Below are 18,525 nucleotides of genomic sequence, written 5' to 3' on the forward strand. Positions count from 1 at the left end.
CTCAATTGATGACACGCCCTAGTTCAGTTGCTCTAGAACCAGAAGTTGCGATCGCAATCCTTGGACTATTTTCGGCTGCGGCTGATGGTGAAGGTATTTCTTCCACAGAAGAATATGCTTTAAGTGAATTTCTGAGTCGGGTTGAATTATTTGAAGATTACTCTGAAGAAGACTTTGAAGAATTGACTGAAAAAGTCGTCAGCTTGATTGAAGAAGAAGAACCAGAAGATTTAATCGCTCAGTCTATCGAATCCTTACCAAATAGAGGTTATCGTGAAGCTGCATACATCACAGCTATCTTAGTTGTGGGGATTGACGAAGAAGTACCCGAAGCTGAACAAGATTATATCTCTGAACTGCAAGAAGCCTTAAATATTTCAGACGAACGCGCACAAGAACTTATAGATGCAGTGTTCGGAGAGGAAGAGGAGTAATCTTTTTTGAATTGCAACCCCATTCATCTACCATCATTAATTTGGGGTTGCTAATTGAGAGGATGAAATAATTTTGTTTGAGTTAAGTTGTTCAGATTCCCGACTTCATGAATAAGTTGGGAATCTGGCACATTATCAAAATTAATCCGATAGAGCAATACAGTTGAGAATGAGCAACAAAACCCTTATTGTAGAGACGCGATTTATCGCGTCTGAATTTACCGCGTCTCGATTTATCGCGTCTTCTGAACCGTATTGTTCGATAGAGGACTAATTTGAAATTGGTACATTTTTAAATGCAGCTGTATCTGGCACAAAAATGTCCAAATTATTAACACCATCGGGAACTCTTAGCCAGATATAAGCATCTGCGGAGGCTTGTGGGCGTACTTGGAACAAAGAAACGCTTCCTGTTGAGCGATTAAGAGCAACTCCTTTGTAAGTTACGCTAGTCTCAGGATTGCGGGCTGTTGTACTAGCAACCGATATAATATCACCACCAACAACTCCGTCTGTGGCAAGGCGACGAATTCGCATTTGCACATTCACCACATCACGGTTTCCGGTTTCTGGATCTTTAATTCGTTTTGCTGAAAGTAACTCAACTTCTGCCTTTTTGCCAAAAGCAGGCTGCACAAATTGACCAGGGCTAATTGCTGAAGTTGTAGCACTGACTGGGGATGGTGAGACTGTTGCTTGTGGAGAAGTTGCAGCTGTAGGACTTGGCACTTGAGTAGGAATGGTGTTGCTGGCTGTATTGGTAGCATTTAGTGTCTGCCGCAACGTAAAAACTTCATAAGCTACATAGCCGCTACATCCTAAAGCCAAAGTAGAGAGTAATACAGCTACACCAGATAAAAATGTACTCACACCGTTGCCTCGATTTCGTATTTCTGTATATGCAGGTTGATTTAGGTTTCTATTTTGTAGTCCCATAAATTATGTTTGTGCGATCGCCCACGTATGAAACATGTGAACATCTTCCCTATACTAGTTAAGTAACTTTACTGATCAAAGACTTCTCTCTCCGGAAAGAAGTCTTTGGCAAAGTCAAAATATCTATCTTTGGGATAAGGAAAATTGGTGAGACTAAAGACTTTAAATCAACCACTGGGTGTTTTATTAATATTTTTGACTAGCCAGATAGGATTTAGTTCTATTGCGAAAGCACAAACTCCAGTTGCACCAAGAATTACCACAAAATCAATTTGCTCTACCCAACTGGGAACAGCTATAGATGCTGTAATCAATCGCCCCTTATTTAGTCGGGTGCGCTGGGGAATTTTGGTACAACCCCTGTCAACTGGACAAACTCTTTACAGTCGAGATGCTCAGAAATATTTTACTCCCGCGTCTAACCTCAAATTGCTGACAACAGCAGCAGCATTGCAGCAATTGGGTGCTAATTTTCGGATTCGCACTTCAATTTATCAGAATGGCAATGGTGTTTTACGTGTTGTCGGTAGGGGAGATCCCAGCTTAACTGATGCTGAACTGCAAAAATTGGCACAGCAGCTAAAACAGAAAGGTATTACTCAAATTCAGCAATTGATAGCTGATGATAGTTATATTCAAGGGGATATTGTTAATCCCACCTGGCAATGGGAAGATGTGCAGTCAGACTATGGCGCACCAGTCAACAGCTTTATTCTGAATCAAAATATTTTTAGCTTAAAACTTATACCACAGGCTGTAGGTAAATCTTTACAAGTCGTATGGACTGATGCTGGCGAAGCGAGACAGTGGCGGATAATGAATCAGTCAGTAACCGTTGCCCAAAATCAACCAAGCTACATCAATGTTACCCGCGAGTTATCTGGGACAGTATTACGAATTCAAGGACAACTGACAACAAATTCAGAACCGTCTTTAATAGATTTACCTGTAGTTGATCCTAATTATTATTTCTTACGGCGCTTCCGCACTGCTTTGGCAGCAGAAAAAATTACCTTGGGACAAACATTATTACTAAATGGTGGTGTTAATCAAGAAGAAATAGCATTTGTAGAGTCGCCACCTTTAGCTGAGTTATTAGCAGAGACAAATCTAAATAGTAATAATCTTTATGCTGAAGCACTGCTGAGAGCATTAGCTGTGAAAAAACTCAGAGTGAAAAATCAAACTAGCGCTGATGTAGGTTTAGAAGTTGTCAAAGCGAGTTTAACTCAATTGGGAGTTGATCCAGCAAATTACATTTTAGTGGATGGTTCAGGTTTATCACGTCGTAACTTAGTGACACCAGAAGCTTTTGTACAAACTTTAAGGGCAATAGCAAGAACACCAACAGCATATTTATATCGCGCCTCTTTACCAGTGGCGGGTAAAAGTGGAACTCTGAAGGGCCGCTTTCAAGGTACATCTGCTGAGGGCATTGTGCAAGCAAAAACAGGTACGTTAACGGGTGCAATTTCTCTATCTGGATATATGAATGCGCCGAAGTATGAACCGTTAGTTTTTAGTATTATCGTGAATCAATCAGAGCAACCTGCAAGTGTTGTGCGACAGGCAATTGATGAAGTTGTTGTGTTGTTAACGCAGTTGCAACGTTGTTAGTATTATGCTTTACCACTCCTAACTTTTTTCATGCCAGCCAAAATCTTACCACCGCCCCTGAAACCTGGAGACTTACTGCGAGTAATTGCCCCTAGTGGTGCTTTGCGAGAATTTGAGGCATTTGAACGGAGTATAGAAATTTGGCGATCGCGCGGCTATAAACTAGAAATCAGTCCCCAGATAGATGATAAATGGGGTTATCTAGCCGGAACAGATGAAACCCGCCGTCAACAATTAGCGGCAGCATGGCAAGATCCTGATTGTCGGGGTATTCTCTGTGCCAGAGGCGGTTTTGGCAGCACCCGTATCTTAGAAGATTGGAATTGGCCAAACTCAGCGCTTCCCAAGTGGCTCATAGGCTTTTCCGATATCACAGCTTTATTATGGAGCCTTTATACAGCAGGAATTTCAGGCGTTCACGGCCCAGTGCTGACGACCTTGGTAGATGAGCCAGATTGGTCAATTCAGCGATTATTAGATTGGGTAGAAGGTGGTTCTTTCACCCCTCTTAAAGGTTGCGGTTGGGGTGGTGGTGTGGTTAATGGTACTTTATTACCAGGTAATCTCACCGTGGCTACTCACCTTTTAGGTACACCAATCTTGCCACATCTGGATGGTGTAATTCTGGCGTTGGAGGATGTTACAGAAGCACCTTATCGCATCGACAGGATGCTGACGCAGTGGCGTTTGAGTGGTGCTTTGTCTAAAGTCTGCGGTATTGCTTTGGGTGGTTTTACTCGCTGTGAAGCGCCGCCAACAGTGCCTAGTTTTAGTGTAGAAGAAGTATTGCGCGATCGCTTGGGTGATTTGGGTATTCCGATTGTTTCTGATTTGCCTTTTGGCCACGATAGTCCCAACGCAGCATTACCAGTGGGTGTAGAGGTAACTTTAGATGGGGATGCGGGAATATTAGCGATCGCATCCCCATTATTAAATAATTGATGGATAAATTCCTTGTAGAGACGGCGATTTATCGCGTCTCTCTAACCGTTTATCGCGTCTCTCTAACCGTCAAAATGAATTTGACAGACTACTAGTTAAACAGTCATAACCCACTCACAGAATAACCTTCTAAATGCTTTGGTAAATTCCAATTAACTTTCGGATCTGGTTGATGTTTTACTGGTTCAACATTCCCACGCCAAGCAGCGCCCATAATTTGCATAGTTTGGTAAATGATTGTGTTCCAACCTTTTTCCTTTAAGTAGTCTAAACCTTGTGCTACATCAGGGGAAGTTAAATCATGGAACAAAATTAAAGCATCGTCCTCTGCCAATGGTTCACAAACAATCGTATCATTGAGCGGAGCCTGTGCTTCATGATCGCCATCAATGAAAATCAATGACCACTTGCGTTGTAATTGTTTAGCTAACTCCTCTACCTTTTGTGGACTATAACCGGCTACTAAATTAACTGAGTCGATAACATCAGCAAGTCGTAGGGAAGTACTTACACTTTCATAAACATCTTCTCTGGCTAAAGCAGGATCAATTACATCTAATTCCACTCCACCTAATGCCAGATGACACGCAGACCAACCCCGCAAACAACCAATTTCTAAAGCTTTTTTCCCAGCAAATTTGAGTGCTGTATTATATAAAATATGCGTCTCATCTCGATTCAGGAACCCTATAAATGGCTCATCTTTATCCACATACCAGTTATGGGGAATCTCTCGACGTAAATAAGACCAATAGCAATTATTTAGGTCTCCAATAATCATATTGGGGAAAGATGAATCAGGATGAACTATCTCAAATCCTGGTGAAATATAGTCCCAACTAGACAATGAGATATTTGGAACAACTTCATTAGTTTTTGTCATTATTTCTTTTTCTCCAAAGATTCATTATGTACTAGTTTTGTTAGCTTTACCAATTAAATTACGTAATTGCAGCATTAACAGTAACACACTATGGTTCAATAGTTAATACTGAGATCAAGTCCAATCCCAGCAAAAGGTAATCGCTCCTAATGCTGCACTGCGGTAATTAGAGACATCTAGACATGGGAGAAAGTAAGGCGATGCCTATGGCGGAAAGCTACACAGGGTTTTTACTAAATGTGAATCATCCCGCCAAGCTGTATTAGATTTACTATAGAAAAGGAGAAAATCTTCTTTGCATAATCTATGAACTGTCAGTATAGATAGATTCCAAAATAGCTTATAATGCCTAAGTCATCCTCCTTATTAAAATTTTTTGAGTGATTTACTTGTATGCCCAAACAATATGTACCTAACGTATTCTTAAAAATTGAAGATTCACAGTTATATGCAATTTTTGCTTGGAGTCAGCGAACAGCAGAAATTGTTACATCAAAATCGTGGCTGACAATCCTAGAAATATTCGTTCACGAACATTCACTAGAGAATGCTTACCAAATATTTCAAAAAGTTAAATACGCTTCCATAGCAGACAAGGTTATTCAGGAATTAGAAGAATATGAAAAACTTCTTCAAGATGCGATCGTTTTTTTAGCAGATGGCAGCCTGACAATTTTTGGTAAAGGCTTTCGGAGTTTTATCGAAAAGGAAATGCAATTTGAACTTGGTTCATTAAGTAGAGAAACTTACCAAGTCCTGCCACAATTATTTTCTCAATATAAATTAGAAGATGACCTAGAATCTATTGAAAATATAGAAGACTTTCGGAAATTAGTAGAACATCTAGAAAATCTTGGTTTCCTATCTCCTGCGACAGGTTCAATAGATTGGGGTGACTTGAAAAAAGCAGTTCCCATTTGTCAGGCTTTTGGATTGACAAGAGGAAAACCCGTCGATAGATACTATCTCAGCAAATTTATTGAAGAAATTCAAACCCAAATCGGAGGTAATATCCTGGAAATAGGAGGAACACCAAAAGATAAAGATTTTTATAAAATTAATCCAGGCGCATCATATCAGATTCTCAACTTAGAAGCCGGCCCAGGAGTAGATATAGTTGGGGATGCTCACGATGTATCCGTTATCAAACCAGAATCGCTTGATTCAGTCATAATTTTTAACGTCTTAGAACACTGTTATGCTCCCTGGGTAGTAGTGGAAAACATTTACACTTGGCTAAAACCTGGTGGTAAATGTTTTGCAATGGTACCAAGTGCGATTAGAGTTCATGCTACTCCCGTTGATTATTGGCGTCCTTTACCTGATGCTTTCGCCTGGATGTTTAGAAACTTCTCACAACAAAAGTTGTATGTCTATGGCAATCCTACCACTGTAATCGCTAGTTATCACGGAATAGCCGTAGAAGAACTAACATCTGAAGAACTAGACGCTTATCATCCAGATTATCCAGTCGCAACTTGTATTTGGGCTGAAAAGTAAATTTAAAAGTGTGAGGAAAAATTCAATTATTTATGAAAATTGCTCTTGTTGCTTGGGGTTATGTCCCTAAACCTCCCCTATCACATTCTGTTTTAACTGTGATAAATGAATACAAAAATTTTTTAGAGAAAATTGGACATCAAGCCGATATCTTAAACGAGAAAGATGTTAACGAAGTCATAGAATATATTAATAATAATAATTATGATTTTGTGCATTTGCACGCCTACAGTTTTGTGAGCGAATTTAATCAGAACCTTAAACAGAAGTATTGTTTTACCTGCCATGATGGTTATTTGTTTAAAACAGATAAATGGAATCAAGAATTTAGAGAAGCATATCAACATTATTTCAATGCACCTGGGATAATTGCCCTTTCTCACTTAACAAAAGATTGTTTACTGAAAGCAGGCTACTCTGGATACATATCAGTGCAAGTAAACGGTATTGATACTCAGAAAGTAAATTTTCAAGATAAAGGGAATAATAAAGCTATTTGTTTAGGTTGGATTCAACCAAGAAAGCAGCAGAAATTATTGGCAAAAATCATAGATGGAAAGATTGGAATAGATTTTGTTGGCCCTTTAGATGATCCTGATTTTGTTGAAGGAACAACGACAAAACATTTAGGTGTATGGAGTTTAGAACAAGTTTATTCTCGGCTCACAAATTATAGCTGTTTAGTTTTAATTAGTGAAGGAGAAGTTGCACCACTCGTAGTATTAGAAGCAATGGCAGCAGGTTTATGTATCGTTGTTTCCGAATCTGCTAGCGCCAATTTACATCACAAAGAATTCATTAAAATTTTGCCAGATAATATCTTAACTGATACCACACCAGAAGCTCAAAAAATTGTTACCGATACAATTAGCGAGATGATTGATAAAAACCAATATTATCGCCAAGAAATTTTAGAATATGTCCGAGAAAACTTTGATTATAGCCGGATAATTTATAACTATAATGATATCATGCATGAATTTATAAACTTACACAGCTAATGTTAATAACTTTATTATGTTAAACACAGCTTAATACTTTACTCCTCAATAATTAAAAATCTCTCTTTTGTTAGTGGGATTTTTGTGTGAACAATACGATCATGATTTAACAATGGAAACTGTAGTTTTTGATTTCAATTGCGAAGTATCAATTATCCTCTGTACCTACAATCGGGCAAAATATCTAAACAATTGCATTGATAGTGTTATTGCTCAAACTTTTAAAGATTGGGAACTGATTATAGTTGATGATGGCAGCCAAGATAATACTTTTGAAATTGTCAATCCTTATCTTCAACAATTTCAAAATATCCGGTATTTGAAACATCAAAATAGGAAGCTATGGTATGCTAAAAATGCTGGTATTCAAGCATCTTTCGGCAAATACATAACATTTCTGGATAGTGATGATGCTTATAAAGTCAATCATCTGGATGCGCGAATTGAATATATGAAAGCTAATCCAGAAATTGATTTGATTGAAGGTGGATTTGCAACTGAAGAAGAGATTTTGGTTGCAGATTATTTTCAACCCGGTGAAAAAATTAATCTCCGAGAATGTGTTTTAGGCCCAACATTTTTTGGGAAGAGACAGGTATTTTTTGAGGTGAAAGGGTTTAATCATATTGCTTATGGAGAGGATACAGACTTTTGGTATCGGGCTGCAAAAATATTTAGAACCGAAAAAATAACCGAACCTGAAACCTATATTTACACAAGAGCAGAAACTAGCATTACTAAAAGTGTTTTAGAGAATATTTCTTAATTTAATTAACTACCTGGCATGAAAATTATCCTTTTTCTATCCCAAATAAGCCATTATTTTCGCCGGGTTATTACTTCTATTTGGCAGATGTTACTTCTAGGGGTTGTCCTAAGTTCGTTTCTTATATTTTTATCTGGTTGTCAGGGAATAGGACAGAAAGATGATGGAGTAATTCATTTAACCCTATGGCAAGCTATCAATCCCCCTGCTAATCGAGATGTGTTTGAAAAATTAGTAGACAAATTTAATCAGACTCATCCTGATATCAAGGTAGAATCTGTCTTTTTAGCTCAACCCCAATTGCCAAAAATATTAACAGCAGTTGTGGGTAATGCACCTCCAGATATCCTGGCATTTTATCCGCAAATTACAGGTCAGTTGGCAGATTTAAGGGCAATTATACCTTTAGAAGATTGGTTGGAAAAATTGCCCATAAAGTCAGAAATCAGCCCTAACTTACTTGAAGAATTGAAATTAGATGGTCATCTTTGGTCAGCCCCGTTATACACCAGCAATATAGGCATTTTTTACAGACCTAAACTTTTTGAAGCTGCGGGAATTACGCAAACACCTAAGACTTGGGAAGAATTGAGGGAAGTTGCCAAAAAATTAACGATAGACCGCAATGGCGACAATCGACCGGAACAATACGGAATTGTACTGCCTTTAGGAAAGCAAGAATGGACTGTTTTTAGCTGGTTTCCTTTTTTATTGAGTGCTGGGGGAGAAGTATTAAAAAATAAGCAGCCGGATTTAACGAACCCTGGAGCGCTGAAAGCCTTACAATTCTGGCAACAGCTATTAAAAGATGGTTCAGCAATGCTTTCTTCTCCAGAACGAGGTTATGAAGAGGATGCTTTTATTGCGGGTCGCGTTGCTATGCAAATTACAGGCCCTTGGACTTATATCACTAAATCTACAGTTGATTACGACGCATTTCCCATACCTGGAAATGTTGGTCAAGCTACAGTGACAGGTGGCGGAAATCTATATGTGATGAAGACTACAGCAGCCAGAGAACAAGCCGCACTCAAATTTTTAGCGTATGTTTTGAGTGAAGAATTCCAAAAAGAATGGAGTATAGGCACCGGGTTTTTACCAGTTAATCTCAAAGCTGCACAAAGTGAGGCTTATCAGCAATTCATCAATCAAAAACCTTGGTTAAAAGTGTTTCTGGAACAAATTCCTCTGGCTGGCGCTCGACCGATTATTGCTGGATATAGTCGTCTTTCTGACAGTCTTGGTCGAGCTATTGAGGCGACATTGTTGGGTGAGTCTCCTGAAAAAGCGCTCAAAATAGCACAAGAGCGTTTAGAAACTATTTGGGACAGTAATTAATAATTCGTAATTCGTAATTCGTAATGACGCTCTCTACGAGACGCTAAAAGCGTAGCTTGCAACTCTTACAGAGTACGCGGACTTGCTACCGCGGCGCTAACGTAATTCGTAGGGTTTTTGTTTTCTAAAACTAAAGTTTGTTGCTCTGAAAAGAGAATTAATTAGAAATTACGAATTATTTGGTCATGCAGAAACTTCGGTTTTACGATGTACATTTCTTTTCAATGTACACAAACCAATTGCTGGGATGGCTCCCAAAATTATAGCAGTAAGTCCTTGTCCACTCCAATATAATATGGGAGTTCGGTAGGTTTCTGGAATCAAATTTTGCATAACAAAAAGCAACCAAACCAAAATAGTAATTAATAAAAAAGAGATTGAGGGTAAAAAATTCCACCACCAAATGCCGGCTGTATATCGCCTCAATACCAGCCATTGGCAAATACCTAGCCAAATTCCAGAAATTATATATGCGATCGCAGACAAAAATCCAAAAATAAACGTTTCTTCAGGTGATGATGAGGCAATGGTTGAAATGTAGTTAATCCAGGCTGTAGAAACACCGTTGGCAATCAGCCAACCGACGGTAGTAGCAAATAACCACTGCAAACCCGGTAAATATTGGTAAAGAACAAGGCTCTGGTCAGCAGCAAAAATCACGGCAAATACCACGTTACTGAGACTTCTGACCAAAATGCTCCAGGTTTGTGGTTGGATAGCAACACTAGGTGAGAGGCTTTGGAGAATAATTTTCTCTAAGGCGATACTGGCAACGCCACCCACAACCCATCCGATGAGGGTCATTAAGGTAAACTGAATAAAGAACCTCTGTCGCTGCGATCGCGGAATCAAAAACTTTCCTGGATTAGGCTCATTATTAGCAGATGCAATACGATCGGGACTGTTAGAGTCAGTTTGCATAGGAAGTTAGGGGAGTGAGGGAATAGGGATATCAGGGAGATAGGGGAGCAGGGGGAGAATAACTAATGCCCAATGCCCAATCCTCAATTAAATATTGATTCTTGTTTTACCCTATTTCTTACTCGCCAGTCCCTATTTTGCATTCCCCACTCCCCAAGATGGACATTTTATGTCAATAACAGCAGTCTATTCTCAATAGATTCCAAATTAATCTCATTAACTTATACTTTTTGCTAAAGGTTTAGGGGTAGCCTGTCGTAGACATCGCTTTGAGTCTTGGAAACTAAACCAAACGAGAAATAGTGATTTTTTTGTTGCTTCTTAACCTTGGTTGCAATCAAGAGTAATTTAGATGCGTTTGTGCTGCTTACTAAAATTGCACCAGAACTTCACTTAATCTTTAAAGATATTTTAGTATATACACCGTATCTTTTACGGGTTAAAAAAATCAAAATAGGATTACAAAGCATCAAGATAAACTTACATCTTCGAGCTTGTTGTACCCAACAAAAGTCATATTTAAAGACCTAATAATCTTTGCGATTTTCTTCTAGGTTGTTGGAGTCAGGAAACCAAGTTTTTATGGCTAGGTTTCAAGAAAAGTTCAGTCTTAATTCTCTTTGTGTTCTTTGAGGTTTATAACTATAATGTTGCAAAAATTATCCTTGGCTCTACTGGGAACAACTGCTGTGATCATGAGTGCAAATCCAGCTAGTGCCGTAACTCTACAAGTCAACAGTGGCCCGTTTTCTAGCTATACTGATGCCAAAACTGTTACCTTTGACGATGGCACAGCAAATGATCCTAATGGATTTGTTACTTACTCTAATATTACTAGTAACATTGTTCAAGGTAGCGTATCTGGTCAATACGCCTCACCTTATGGAGATAACACCAAATTTCTAACAATTGCTCCAGTAGGTAGTAATGTTGCAGGCGACAGTGGTTTTGTCAATATTAACTTCAAGGAAGCTGTTAATTACTTCGGTTTTTATGCAGGTTCATTAGATGATTACAACTTTGTTGACATTTACAAAGGCGATCAGAAGTTAAAAACTTTTAGTGGTGCAGATGTGCCAACTGCTATAGCTAATGGTAGTTGGACTAGCTCTCAAGCTAATATGTTTATCAATCTTGTAGCTGATACAGGAGAAACTTTTGACCGGGTTGTGATGCGCTCAAATGGTGTTGCCTTTGAAACAGATAATCACGCCTATAGACTAGCCCAGAGCGTTCCCGAATCTAATGCGATCTTAGGTGTGTTAGCAATAGGTGCTTGTGGTATGACTTCACTCTTCAAACGCTCACGACATAAAGTGACAGTGAAAGGATAAATTTTTCCAGCGTTAGCGAGTATTTTCGAGTCGCGTCTGAATCAAATGGTTTAATACCCCCACTAAATCGAAAATTGAGTGGTCTTCTCTACGAGACGCAAGCGCGAACAATCAGTGGTGGGTCTGAATCTCCCACTCATTGATTCTGAATTCTGACTTCTTCTTTAATTGATTTTCTCTCTACTAAAAGGCTTAGATCCCCCACTTCTTCGAGAAGTCGGGGATATTTTTGTTGATAACCCATTTAGGATTGCTATATATAGTACGTTATGATGGCAAAAATTAACTGACCATCTGGAATGGGTAAAAAGTTTGCTATACAAATTTCTTTGATTTTTACTTTTGTCTTTTGTACTAGTTATCTAAATGTTCCGTACCAAAAAATTTAGTTTACCACAGCTTTTTTGTAAACTCTTTAATTTTTCCGTTTCAATTCTGGCGGTAATTACTGTTTATCGGTATCCGCTGATATCCCTGCAATTGGGGACACTTTGTAAAGAAAGATTGCAAATAATGCTTTATTAATTTACTAACTTCCTCAAAATTGATAAAGAGCGAATCAAACCACTGCGCGGAGTCACTCACTTTTTCCTGATAATCTAATGGAAAAACGTAATCCCAGAATGATAAGCTAAACAGTGGCATAAAGTAGGATGAAATAATAAATGGGTGTTTATTCAACGACTCCTCATCTCTTACGGGCTGCTCGTGGTGAAGTAGTAGATCGTCCCCCTGTATGGATGATGCGACAAGCGGGACGATATATGAAAGCATATCGGGACTTAAGAGATAAGTATCCTTCGTTTCGCGATCGCTCGGAAATTCCAGAAGTGGCAATTGAAGTTTCCTTGCAACCGTGGAGAGCCTTCCAACCAGATGGAGTAATTTTATTTTCTGATATTGTCACCCCCTTACCTGGTTTGGGCATTGACATGGATATCGCCGAAGGTAAGGGGCCAATCATTCACTCGCCCCTCCGCACTCAAGAACAAATTGATCTTCTGCATCCCTTAGAACCAGAAGCAGCTCTACCATTTATCAAGACAATTTTGCAAGCGCTACGTTCTGAAGTAGGCGATAAGTCAACAGTGTTGGGCTTTGTGGGTGCGCCGTGGACGTTAGCAGCTTATGCAGTAGAAGGAAAAGGTTCTAAAACCTATTCCATCATCAAAAACATGGCATTTTCAGATCCGACGATATTGCATCAACTGTTAGCTAAATTAGCAGATGCGATCGCGATCTATGCCCGCTACCAAATTGACTCTGGCGCTCAAGTTATCCAAATGTTCGACTCTTGGGCGGGTCAATTGAGTCCTCAAGATTATGACACCTTTGCTCTCCCCTATCAGCAGCGAGTTTTCCAGCAAGTCAAGCAAACCCATCCCGATACACCTTTGATTTTGCTAGTTAGTGGTAGTGCAGGTGTGTTGGAAAGAATGGCACAATCTGGCGCTGATATTGTCAGTGTAGACTGGGCAGTGGATATGGCAGACGCACGAGCCAGATTGGGTAAACAAATGAAAGTTCAAGGAAATCTTGACCCAGGCGTGCTATTCGGCTCTAAACAGTTTATCCGCGATCGCATTCTCGATACCGTTCGCAAAGCTGGTAATTGGGGTCACATTCTCAATCTCGGTCATGGTGTATTACCAGAAACTCCCGAAGAAAATGTCGCTTTCTTCTTTGAAACGGCTAAGGAACTTAATCTTGCAGGAGTTAAGAATTAGGATTTATGAGTTATGAGTTATGAGTCAGGAGTTATAAACTATAAAGTTATCAGTTGCGAGGTGCAAAGTTATCTTTTATTCTTAACTCCTCACTTCCAACTCCTAACTTTATTAATAACTCCTGATTCGGAACTTTTAACTTTATTCTTAACTCTTTAGTTGTAACTCCTAAATTTTGAAAAATTTTCTATGAGCCAGAAACGAATTTTAGTGACTGGTGCAAGTGGTTGTGTAGGTCATTATTTAACAGAAGCCTTAATTAAAGAAACAGATCACGAACTGTATCTACTAGTTAGGAACCCAAGCAAACTGCAAATTGATACTAAGGCACGTTCAGGTATCAATATTTTACAAGGTGATATGCAAAATATTCGCCAGTTTGCCGATTTGCTATCCACAATTGATACGGCGGTACTCACAGCCACAGCTTGGGGTGGTGATGAGACATTTGATATTAATGTCGTTAAGACTTTAGAGTTGCTCGAACTACTAGATCCAGAACGTTGCCAGCAGGTGATTTATTTTTCCACAGCTAGCGTTTTAGATCGGTATAATCAACCATTAAAAGAAGCCGGAGAAATTGGGACAGATTACATCCGTTCTAAATATGAGTGCTTAGAGAAAAAAGAAAAATTAGCGATCGCACCCAAAATTACCACAGTTTTTCCCACTGTAGTATTGGGCGGTGATGCGAATAAACCCTATTCTGCTGTCACATCTGGTATTACAGAAGTTACCAAATATATTAATGTGATTCGCTTTTTAGAAGCAGATGGTAGTTTTCACTTTATCCACGCACAAGATATTGCCACCGTCGTGCAATATTTAATCGATCATCCTCCCGAAAACGATCAACCACGTCGGCTGGTTTTAGGTCAAGCAAAGTTAACTGCTAATCAAGCAGTGAAAGAAGTTTGTGCTTATCTGGGAAAAAAGATTTACTTTCGCATTCCCATATCTATAGCATTGGCTAATTTAATTATTATTCTGTTCCGCATTCGGATGGCTGCTTGGGATCGGTTTTGCATGAACTATCGGCATTTTACTTATGAAAAATCCATCAATCCCGATAGTTTCGGCTTGCCAAATTATTGTGCAACCATGAGCGATGTTTTAAAAAATAGTGGTGTTGAAAGTGTGAAGTAAGGTATTTGACATTTTTAACGTTAGGGCAAACACATTTTATAGCAGGAGGCAGGAGGCAGGAGGCAGGAGGTAGAAGGCAGGAGGCAGGAGGTAGGAGGCAGGAGGCAGGAGTNNTACTATTCCTAGCTTTGGGGTTAGTAGATAAAATGAGTGAATATTGAGGTTAATATGTATAAAATTTATCATTCTTAACCGAACTAATAAAGTAGAACAACTTTAATAAAAAGTCAATAACTCTTTATTTTCGTTAGAGTGGGATAACAATCAAAGTGTGAGGATTGATACTACATGCGAATCTTATTAATGTATCCAATATTTCCCAAAACCTTTTGGTCTTATGAAAAAATCTTGGAGTTAGTCGATCGCAAGGTTTTATTACCACCTCTAGGTTTAGTAACAGTGGCAGCGATTCTGCCCCAAGAATGGGAATTTAAGCTGGTCGATCGCAACATCCGCCCAGCAACAGAAGCAGAATGGGCATGGGCAGATGTAGTAATTCTCTCCGCGATGATTGTCCAGAAACAAGATTTACTTGACCAAATTCAGGAAGCAAAAAAACGTGGCAAGCTAGTCGCAGTGGGTGGCCCATACCCAACCTCTGTACCTCATGAAGTTGAAAATGTTGGCGCAGATTTTCTGATTCTGGATGAAGGGGAAATCACGCTACCCATGTTTATTGAGGCAATCAAAAGGGGAGACACGTCTGGGACTTTCCGCGCCACAGAAAAACCTGATGTCACAAGCACACCAATACCCCGCTTTGATTTATTAGAATTGGATGCTTATGACATGATGTCGGTGCAGTTTTCGCGTGGGTGTCCCTTCCAGTGCGAATTTTGCGACATTATTGTTCTTTACGGGCGCAAACCACGCACCAAAACCCCAGCACAATTGTTAGCAGAGTTAGATTGCCTCTACAAATTGGGTTGGCGGCGGGGTGTGTTCATGGTGGATGACAACTTCATTGGCAACAAGCGGAATGTGAAATTGTTGCTGAAAGAGTTAAAAGTCTGGATGGCAGAACACAAGTATCCTTTCCGATTTGATACTGAAGCTTCAATTGACTTGGCACAAGACTCAGAAATGTTGGAGTTGATGGTTGAGTGTGGTTTCGCGGCGGTGTTTTTGGGAATCGAAACGCCGGATGAAGATAGTTTGCAAATGACCAAGAAGTTTCAAAATACTCGCAGTTCTCTAACTGAGGCAGTGCAAACCATCATCAAAGCGGGATTGCGCCCAATGGCTGGGTTCATTATCGGCTTTGATGGCGAAAAAACAGGCGCAGGCGATCGCATTGTCCGCTTTGCAGAACAAGCAGCAATTCCTTCAACTACCTTTGCCATGTTGCAAGCGTTACCTAACACTGCGCTTTGGCATCGCCTAAAAAAAGAAGGACGATTACGGGAAAATCAAGATGGCAACATCAACCAAACAACATTGATGAACTTCCTGCCCACCCGTCCCCTGGAAGAACTTGCACGAGAATATATTGAGGCATTTTGTACTTTATACGACCCAGTACAATACTTGGATCGTACCTATCGCTGTTTCTTGATGATGGGTTTGCCAAGTTGGAAAGCGCCAGCGAAAATGCCAGAGTGGATAGTTGTAAAAGCGTTGCTAATTGTGATTTGGCGACAAGGAATCAAACGAGAAACCCGCTGGAAATTCTGGCATCATTTGTTTAGCATTCTCAAGCGGAATCCTGGAGTTTTTGAGCATTACCTCGCTGCTTGTGCCCACAACGAGCATTTTCTAGAGTATCGCCAAATTGTCCGCGATCAAATTGAAAGTCAGCTAGCTGAGTATTTAGCACAAGGTGTAGAAAAGCCTTATGTGCTAGTGAATGAGAAAGCTGAGGAAAAAGCTGAAGCAGTAGTAAGTTAAGGTAATGGATAATGGTTTTGGGGAATTGGGTTTGGGGTAAGGGGAAAGAAAAAACCTTTAACCTTTACCCTTTAACCTTTACCCAAAACCCAATTCCGAGTTCAAAATGCTTTACCCAAGCAGTATTGAGTCCTATATAAGAATTAATCCTGCTGTCACCGTTCTTCCATTTCTTGACTAGAAATCATACTGCTGACTCTCTCTACATCTGCCATCATCAAAACTGCTCCTTGCATTTCCATGCCAAGTAGCGGAGTGATTGCCAGATAGCATTTGATTTGTCTACCCCGGCGATTGGTAGCATCGAGGATCATTTCTTGAAACTGCTTTTTCCCGGATAAGGAGTCGCGGATGGGCGATCGCAACTGCTCGACAGGTAGCCCAATATCTAAGCTGAAAATAGACTTTCCGATAACTTCATCATTCCGTAAGCCCCATAAATCTTCTACCATGTAATTCCAAATAGAGATGTTAAAGCTGCTGTCAATTACCACTATTCCCGTTTGGAGACTTCTGAGAATAGAGATGAGGAAAATGTTTGTGCGATTGAGTTCTGTGGTGCGTTCGCTCAGTTCATTATTAATTGTCTGTAATTCTTCATTAGTAGATTGGAGTTCTTCATTCATTGTCTCCAATTCTTCATTGGTAGATTGGAGTTCTTCGTTGGTAGTTTCTAATTCTTCATTGGTAGATTGGAGTTCTTCGTTAGTAGTTTCTAATTCTTCATTGGTAGATTGGAGTTCTTCATTGGTAGTTTCTAATTCTTGTTGCGAACGTTGCAGGGCATCTTGGAGTTGAATGTAACGCGTGACATCATGAAAGGAAATGCTGACTCCTAAAAAACTGTTGTCTGTTTCTTGCAAAGGCGTAATTCGCACATCCAGATATTGGGTTTCTGTATTAGACAAATAGCGCTCGACATTTGTCAGACTGACAGGGCGGCGTTCAGTATAAGCCCGTTCAATTAGCGATCGCAATTCAACTGGCCGATAGGAAAGTTCTAGATCCTGGAAGGGACGAGCTAAATCTTTGGGGGAAAGGGCGAACAAAACCCGCGCCTGCTCGTTCACCATTACTAGAGTGCCATTGATATCAATGATGACTTGGGCGATCGGTGCTGTGTCAAAACCCATCTCTCGCAGCCGGAGGTTTCGAGACAAACGGCTGCTAGATTCTTCATCTACTGAATTTGCCATGACTAGGAGGCGATCGCGTAGATTCACCGCTGATACCTTAGTAAATATCCGGTTTTTCAAGTCTAGTGGGGTAAATAAAGCAGAATGCATCAGCAGCATCTCTGCTTTACCCAAAAACAGATAGCCATTATCATTAAGTGCAAAATGAAACCGGGCCAAAATTCGCCCTTGAGTCTCAGAATTAAAATACATTAATGTATTACGGCTAACCAGTAAATCTAAGCGAGAAATGGGGGCATCTTGAAGCAGATCATGGCGACCAAAAATCACTGAGCGGCGCAAGTCTTGGCGAAAGACATAGCGGTTCCCGGCAATCTCAAAGTATTTTTGCCGCAGTTCATCTGGTATCGTTTGGACATCTTTTGCTGAATACACAGCTTGCCTAGCCTGGTTGAGAGCATCTTCATCTACATCTGTGGCGTAGATTTTCACTCGTTGGCGAAATTCCTCTGCTCCCAATATTTCAGCCATCAACATTGCCAAGGTATAAGCTTCTTCCCCAGAAGCACAACCAGCGCTCCAGATGCGGATTTGGTCAGAAGTTTTTTTATTTTTAATCAGTTTGGGCAATATTTGCTCTGCTATATATTCCCAAGCTGACGAATCTCGAAAAAAAGCAGTGACGTTTATTAGAATAGTGTTGAAAAGATAATTGAATTCATCTGGATAAACTTCTAGATAGTCTTGATATTCTTCAAAGTTTTCTATGGTTAATGACTGCATTCGCTTGCATACCCGACGGATCAAAGTCGAGCGTTTATAGCCAGTAAAATCAAATCCCCGGCTTTGTCTGAGATAAATCAGCAGATTTTCAAATTTAGGATCTCTTTCTGCGGAAGTCATAAGGTAGGAGGCAGGGGGTAGAGGGCAGGGAGAAGGGCTTTCAAGGGTAGGGGT

15 protein-coding genes are annotated in these 18,525 nt (G+C 40.0%); 11 read left to right on the forward strand and 4 right to left on the reverse strand.

The features are described from left to right. Nucleotides 1-8: 8 nt before the first annotated feature. Nucleotides 9-434, forward strand: a complete 426-nt coding sequence (locus A4S05_RS28130; RefSeq protein ID WP_069073094.1) for a tellurite resistance TerB family protein — start codon at nucleotides 9-11, stop codon at nucleotides 432-434. A gap of 270 nt (nucleotides 435-704) precedes the next feature. Here A4S05_RS28130 and A4S05_RS28135 read toward each other — a convergent pair whose 3' ends face one another. Continuing rightward, nucleotides 705-1,304: a hypothetical protein gene (locus tag A4S05_RS28135; protein WP_069073095.1), complete on the reverse strand. Its 600-nt coding sequence runs from the start codon at nucleotides 1,302-1,304 to the stop codon at nucleotides 705-707. Nucleotides 1,305-1,517: 213 nt separating this feature from the next. Here A4S05_RS28135 and dacB point away from each other — a divergent pair, with 213 nt between their 5' ends. Both dacB and A4S05_RS28145 read left to right on the forward strand, forming a co-directional pair. Next, on the forward strand, nucleotides 1,518-2,987 hold the full coding sequence (gene dacB, locus A4S05_RS28140; RefSeq protein ID WP_256091214.1) for a D-alanyl-D-alanine carboxypeptidase/D-alanyl-D-alanine endopeptidase: 1,470 nt from the start codon (nucleotides 1,518-1,520) through the stop codon (nucleotides 2,985-2,987). A gap of 30 nt (nucleotides 2,988-3,017) precedes the next feature. After that, nucleotides 3,018-3,929, forward strand: a complete 912-nt coding sequence (locus A4S05_RS28145; RefSeq protein WP_069073082.1) for a S66 peptidase family protein — start codon at nucleotides 3,018-3,020, stop codon at nucleotides 3,927-3,929. 103 nt (nucleotides 3,930-4,032) lie between these two features. On the opposite strand, the gene A4S05_RS28150 is transcribed toward A4S05_RS28145, so the two are convergent. Beyond that, a complete protein-coding gene (locus A4S05_RS28150; RefSeq protein ID WP_069073083.1) occupies nucleotides 4,033-4,812 on the reverse strand; it encodes a class I SAM-dependent methyltransferase in 780 nt (259 codons plus the stop codon). A 393-nt stretch (nucleotides 4,813-5,205) separates the two neighbouring features. Here A4S05_RS28150 and A4S05_RS28155 point away from each other — a divergent pair, with 393 nt between their 5' ends. From A4S05_RS28155 to A4S05_RS28170, 4 genes are all read left to right on the forward strand, one after another. After that, on the forward strand, nucleotides 5,206-6,312 hold the full coding sequence (locus A4S05_RS28155; protein WP_069073084.1) for a class I SAM-dependent methyltransferase: 1,107 nt from the start codon (nucleotides 5,206-5,208) through the stop codon (nucleotides 6,310-6,312). 32 nt (nucleotides 6,313-6,344) lie between these two features. After that, nucleotides 6,345-7,313 (forward strand): glycosyltransferase, encoded by a 969-nt coding sequence (locus A4S05_RS28160; protein WP_069073085.1) that lies wholly within the window; start codon nucleotides 6,345-6,347, stop codon nucleotides 7,311-7,313. Between the two features lie 112 nt (nucleotides 7,314-7,425). Beyond that, nucleotides 7,426-8,079, forward strand: coding sequence for a glycosyltransferase family 2 protein (locus A4S05_RS28165; protein ID WP_069073086.1), 654 nt, complete (start codon nucleotides 7,426-7,428; stop codon nucleotides 8,077-8,079). 18 nt (nucleotides 8,080-8,097) lie between these two features. Next, entirely contained in the window at nucleotides 8,098-9,417 is a 1,320-nt protein-coding gene (locus tag A4S05_RS28170; protein ID WP_069073087.1) for an ABC transporter substrate-binding protein, read from the forward strand. A gap of 183 nt (nucleotides 9,418-9,600) precedes the next feature. Here A4S05_RS28170 and A4S05_RS28175 read toward each other — a convergent pair whose 3' ends face one another. Beyond that, the gene (locus tag A4S05_RS28175; RefSeq protein WP_069073088.1) at nucleotides 9,601-10,338 is read right to left on the reverse strand and encodes a hypothetical protein; all 738 of its coding nucleotides are present in this window, start codon (nucleotides 10,336-10,338) and stop codon (nucleotides 9,601-9,603) included. A gap of 647 nt (nucleotides 10,339-10,985) precedes the next feature. Between A4S05_RS28175 and A4S05_RS28180 the strand changes: the two genes are divergently transcribed. The 4 genes from A4S05_RS28180 (at nucleotide 10,986) to A4S05_RS28195 (ending at nucleotide 16,432) form a co-directional block, all read left to right on the forward strand. Further along, complete coding sequence (locus A4S05_RS28180) at nucleotides 10,986-11,672, forward strand: Npun_F0296 family exosortase-dependent surface protein (protein WP_069073089.1); 687 nt, start codon at nucleotides 10,986-10,988, stop codon at nucleotides 11,670-11,672. A gap of 665 nt (nucleotides 11,673-12,337) precedes the next feature. Continuing rightward, nucleotides 12,338-13,399 carry a uroporphyrinogen decarboxylase gene (gene hemE / locus A4S05_RS28185; RefSeq protein ID WP_069073090.1) on the forward strand — a complete coding sequence of 354 codons (1,062 nt, stop codon included), beginning with the start codon at nucleotides 12,338-12,340 and terminating at the stop codon, nucleotides 13,397-13,399. A 189-nt stretch (nucleotides 13,400-13,588) separates the two neighbouring features. Then, entirely contained in the window at nucleotides 13,589-14,545 is a 957-nt protein-coding gene (locus A4S05_RS28190; protein WP_069073091.1) for an NAD-dependent epimerase/dehydratase family protein, read from the forward strand. A 288-nt stretch (nucleotides 14,546-14,833) separates the two neighbouring features. Then, nucleotides 14,834-16,432 carry a B12-binding domain-containing radical SAM protein gene (locus A4S05_RS28195; RefSeq protein ID WP_069073092.1) on the forward strand — a complete coding sequence of 533 codons (1,599 nt, stop codon included), beginning with the start codon at nucleotides 14,834-14,836 and terminating at the stop codon, nucleotides 16,430-16,432. Nucleotides 16,433-16,587: 155 nt separating this feature from the next. On the opposite strand, the gene A4S05_RS28200 is transcribed toward A4S05_RS28195, so the two are convergent. Continuing rightward, complete coding sequence (locus A4S05_RS28200; protein WP_069073093.1) at nucleotides 16,588-18,471, reverse strand: CheR family methyltransferase; 1,884 nt, start codon at nucleotides 18,469-18,471, stop codon at nucleotides 16,588-16,590. Between the last annotated feature and the right edge of the window lie 54 nt (nucleotides 18,472-18,525).

This window comes from Nostoc sp. KVJ20 (assembly GCF_001712795.1).
Classification (GTDB): Bacteria; Cyanobacteriota; Cyanobacteriia; order Cyanobacteriales; family Nostocaceae; genus Nostoc.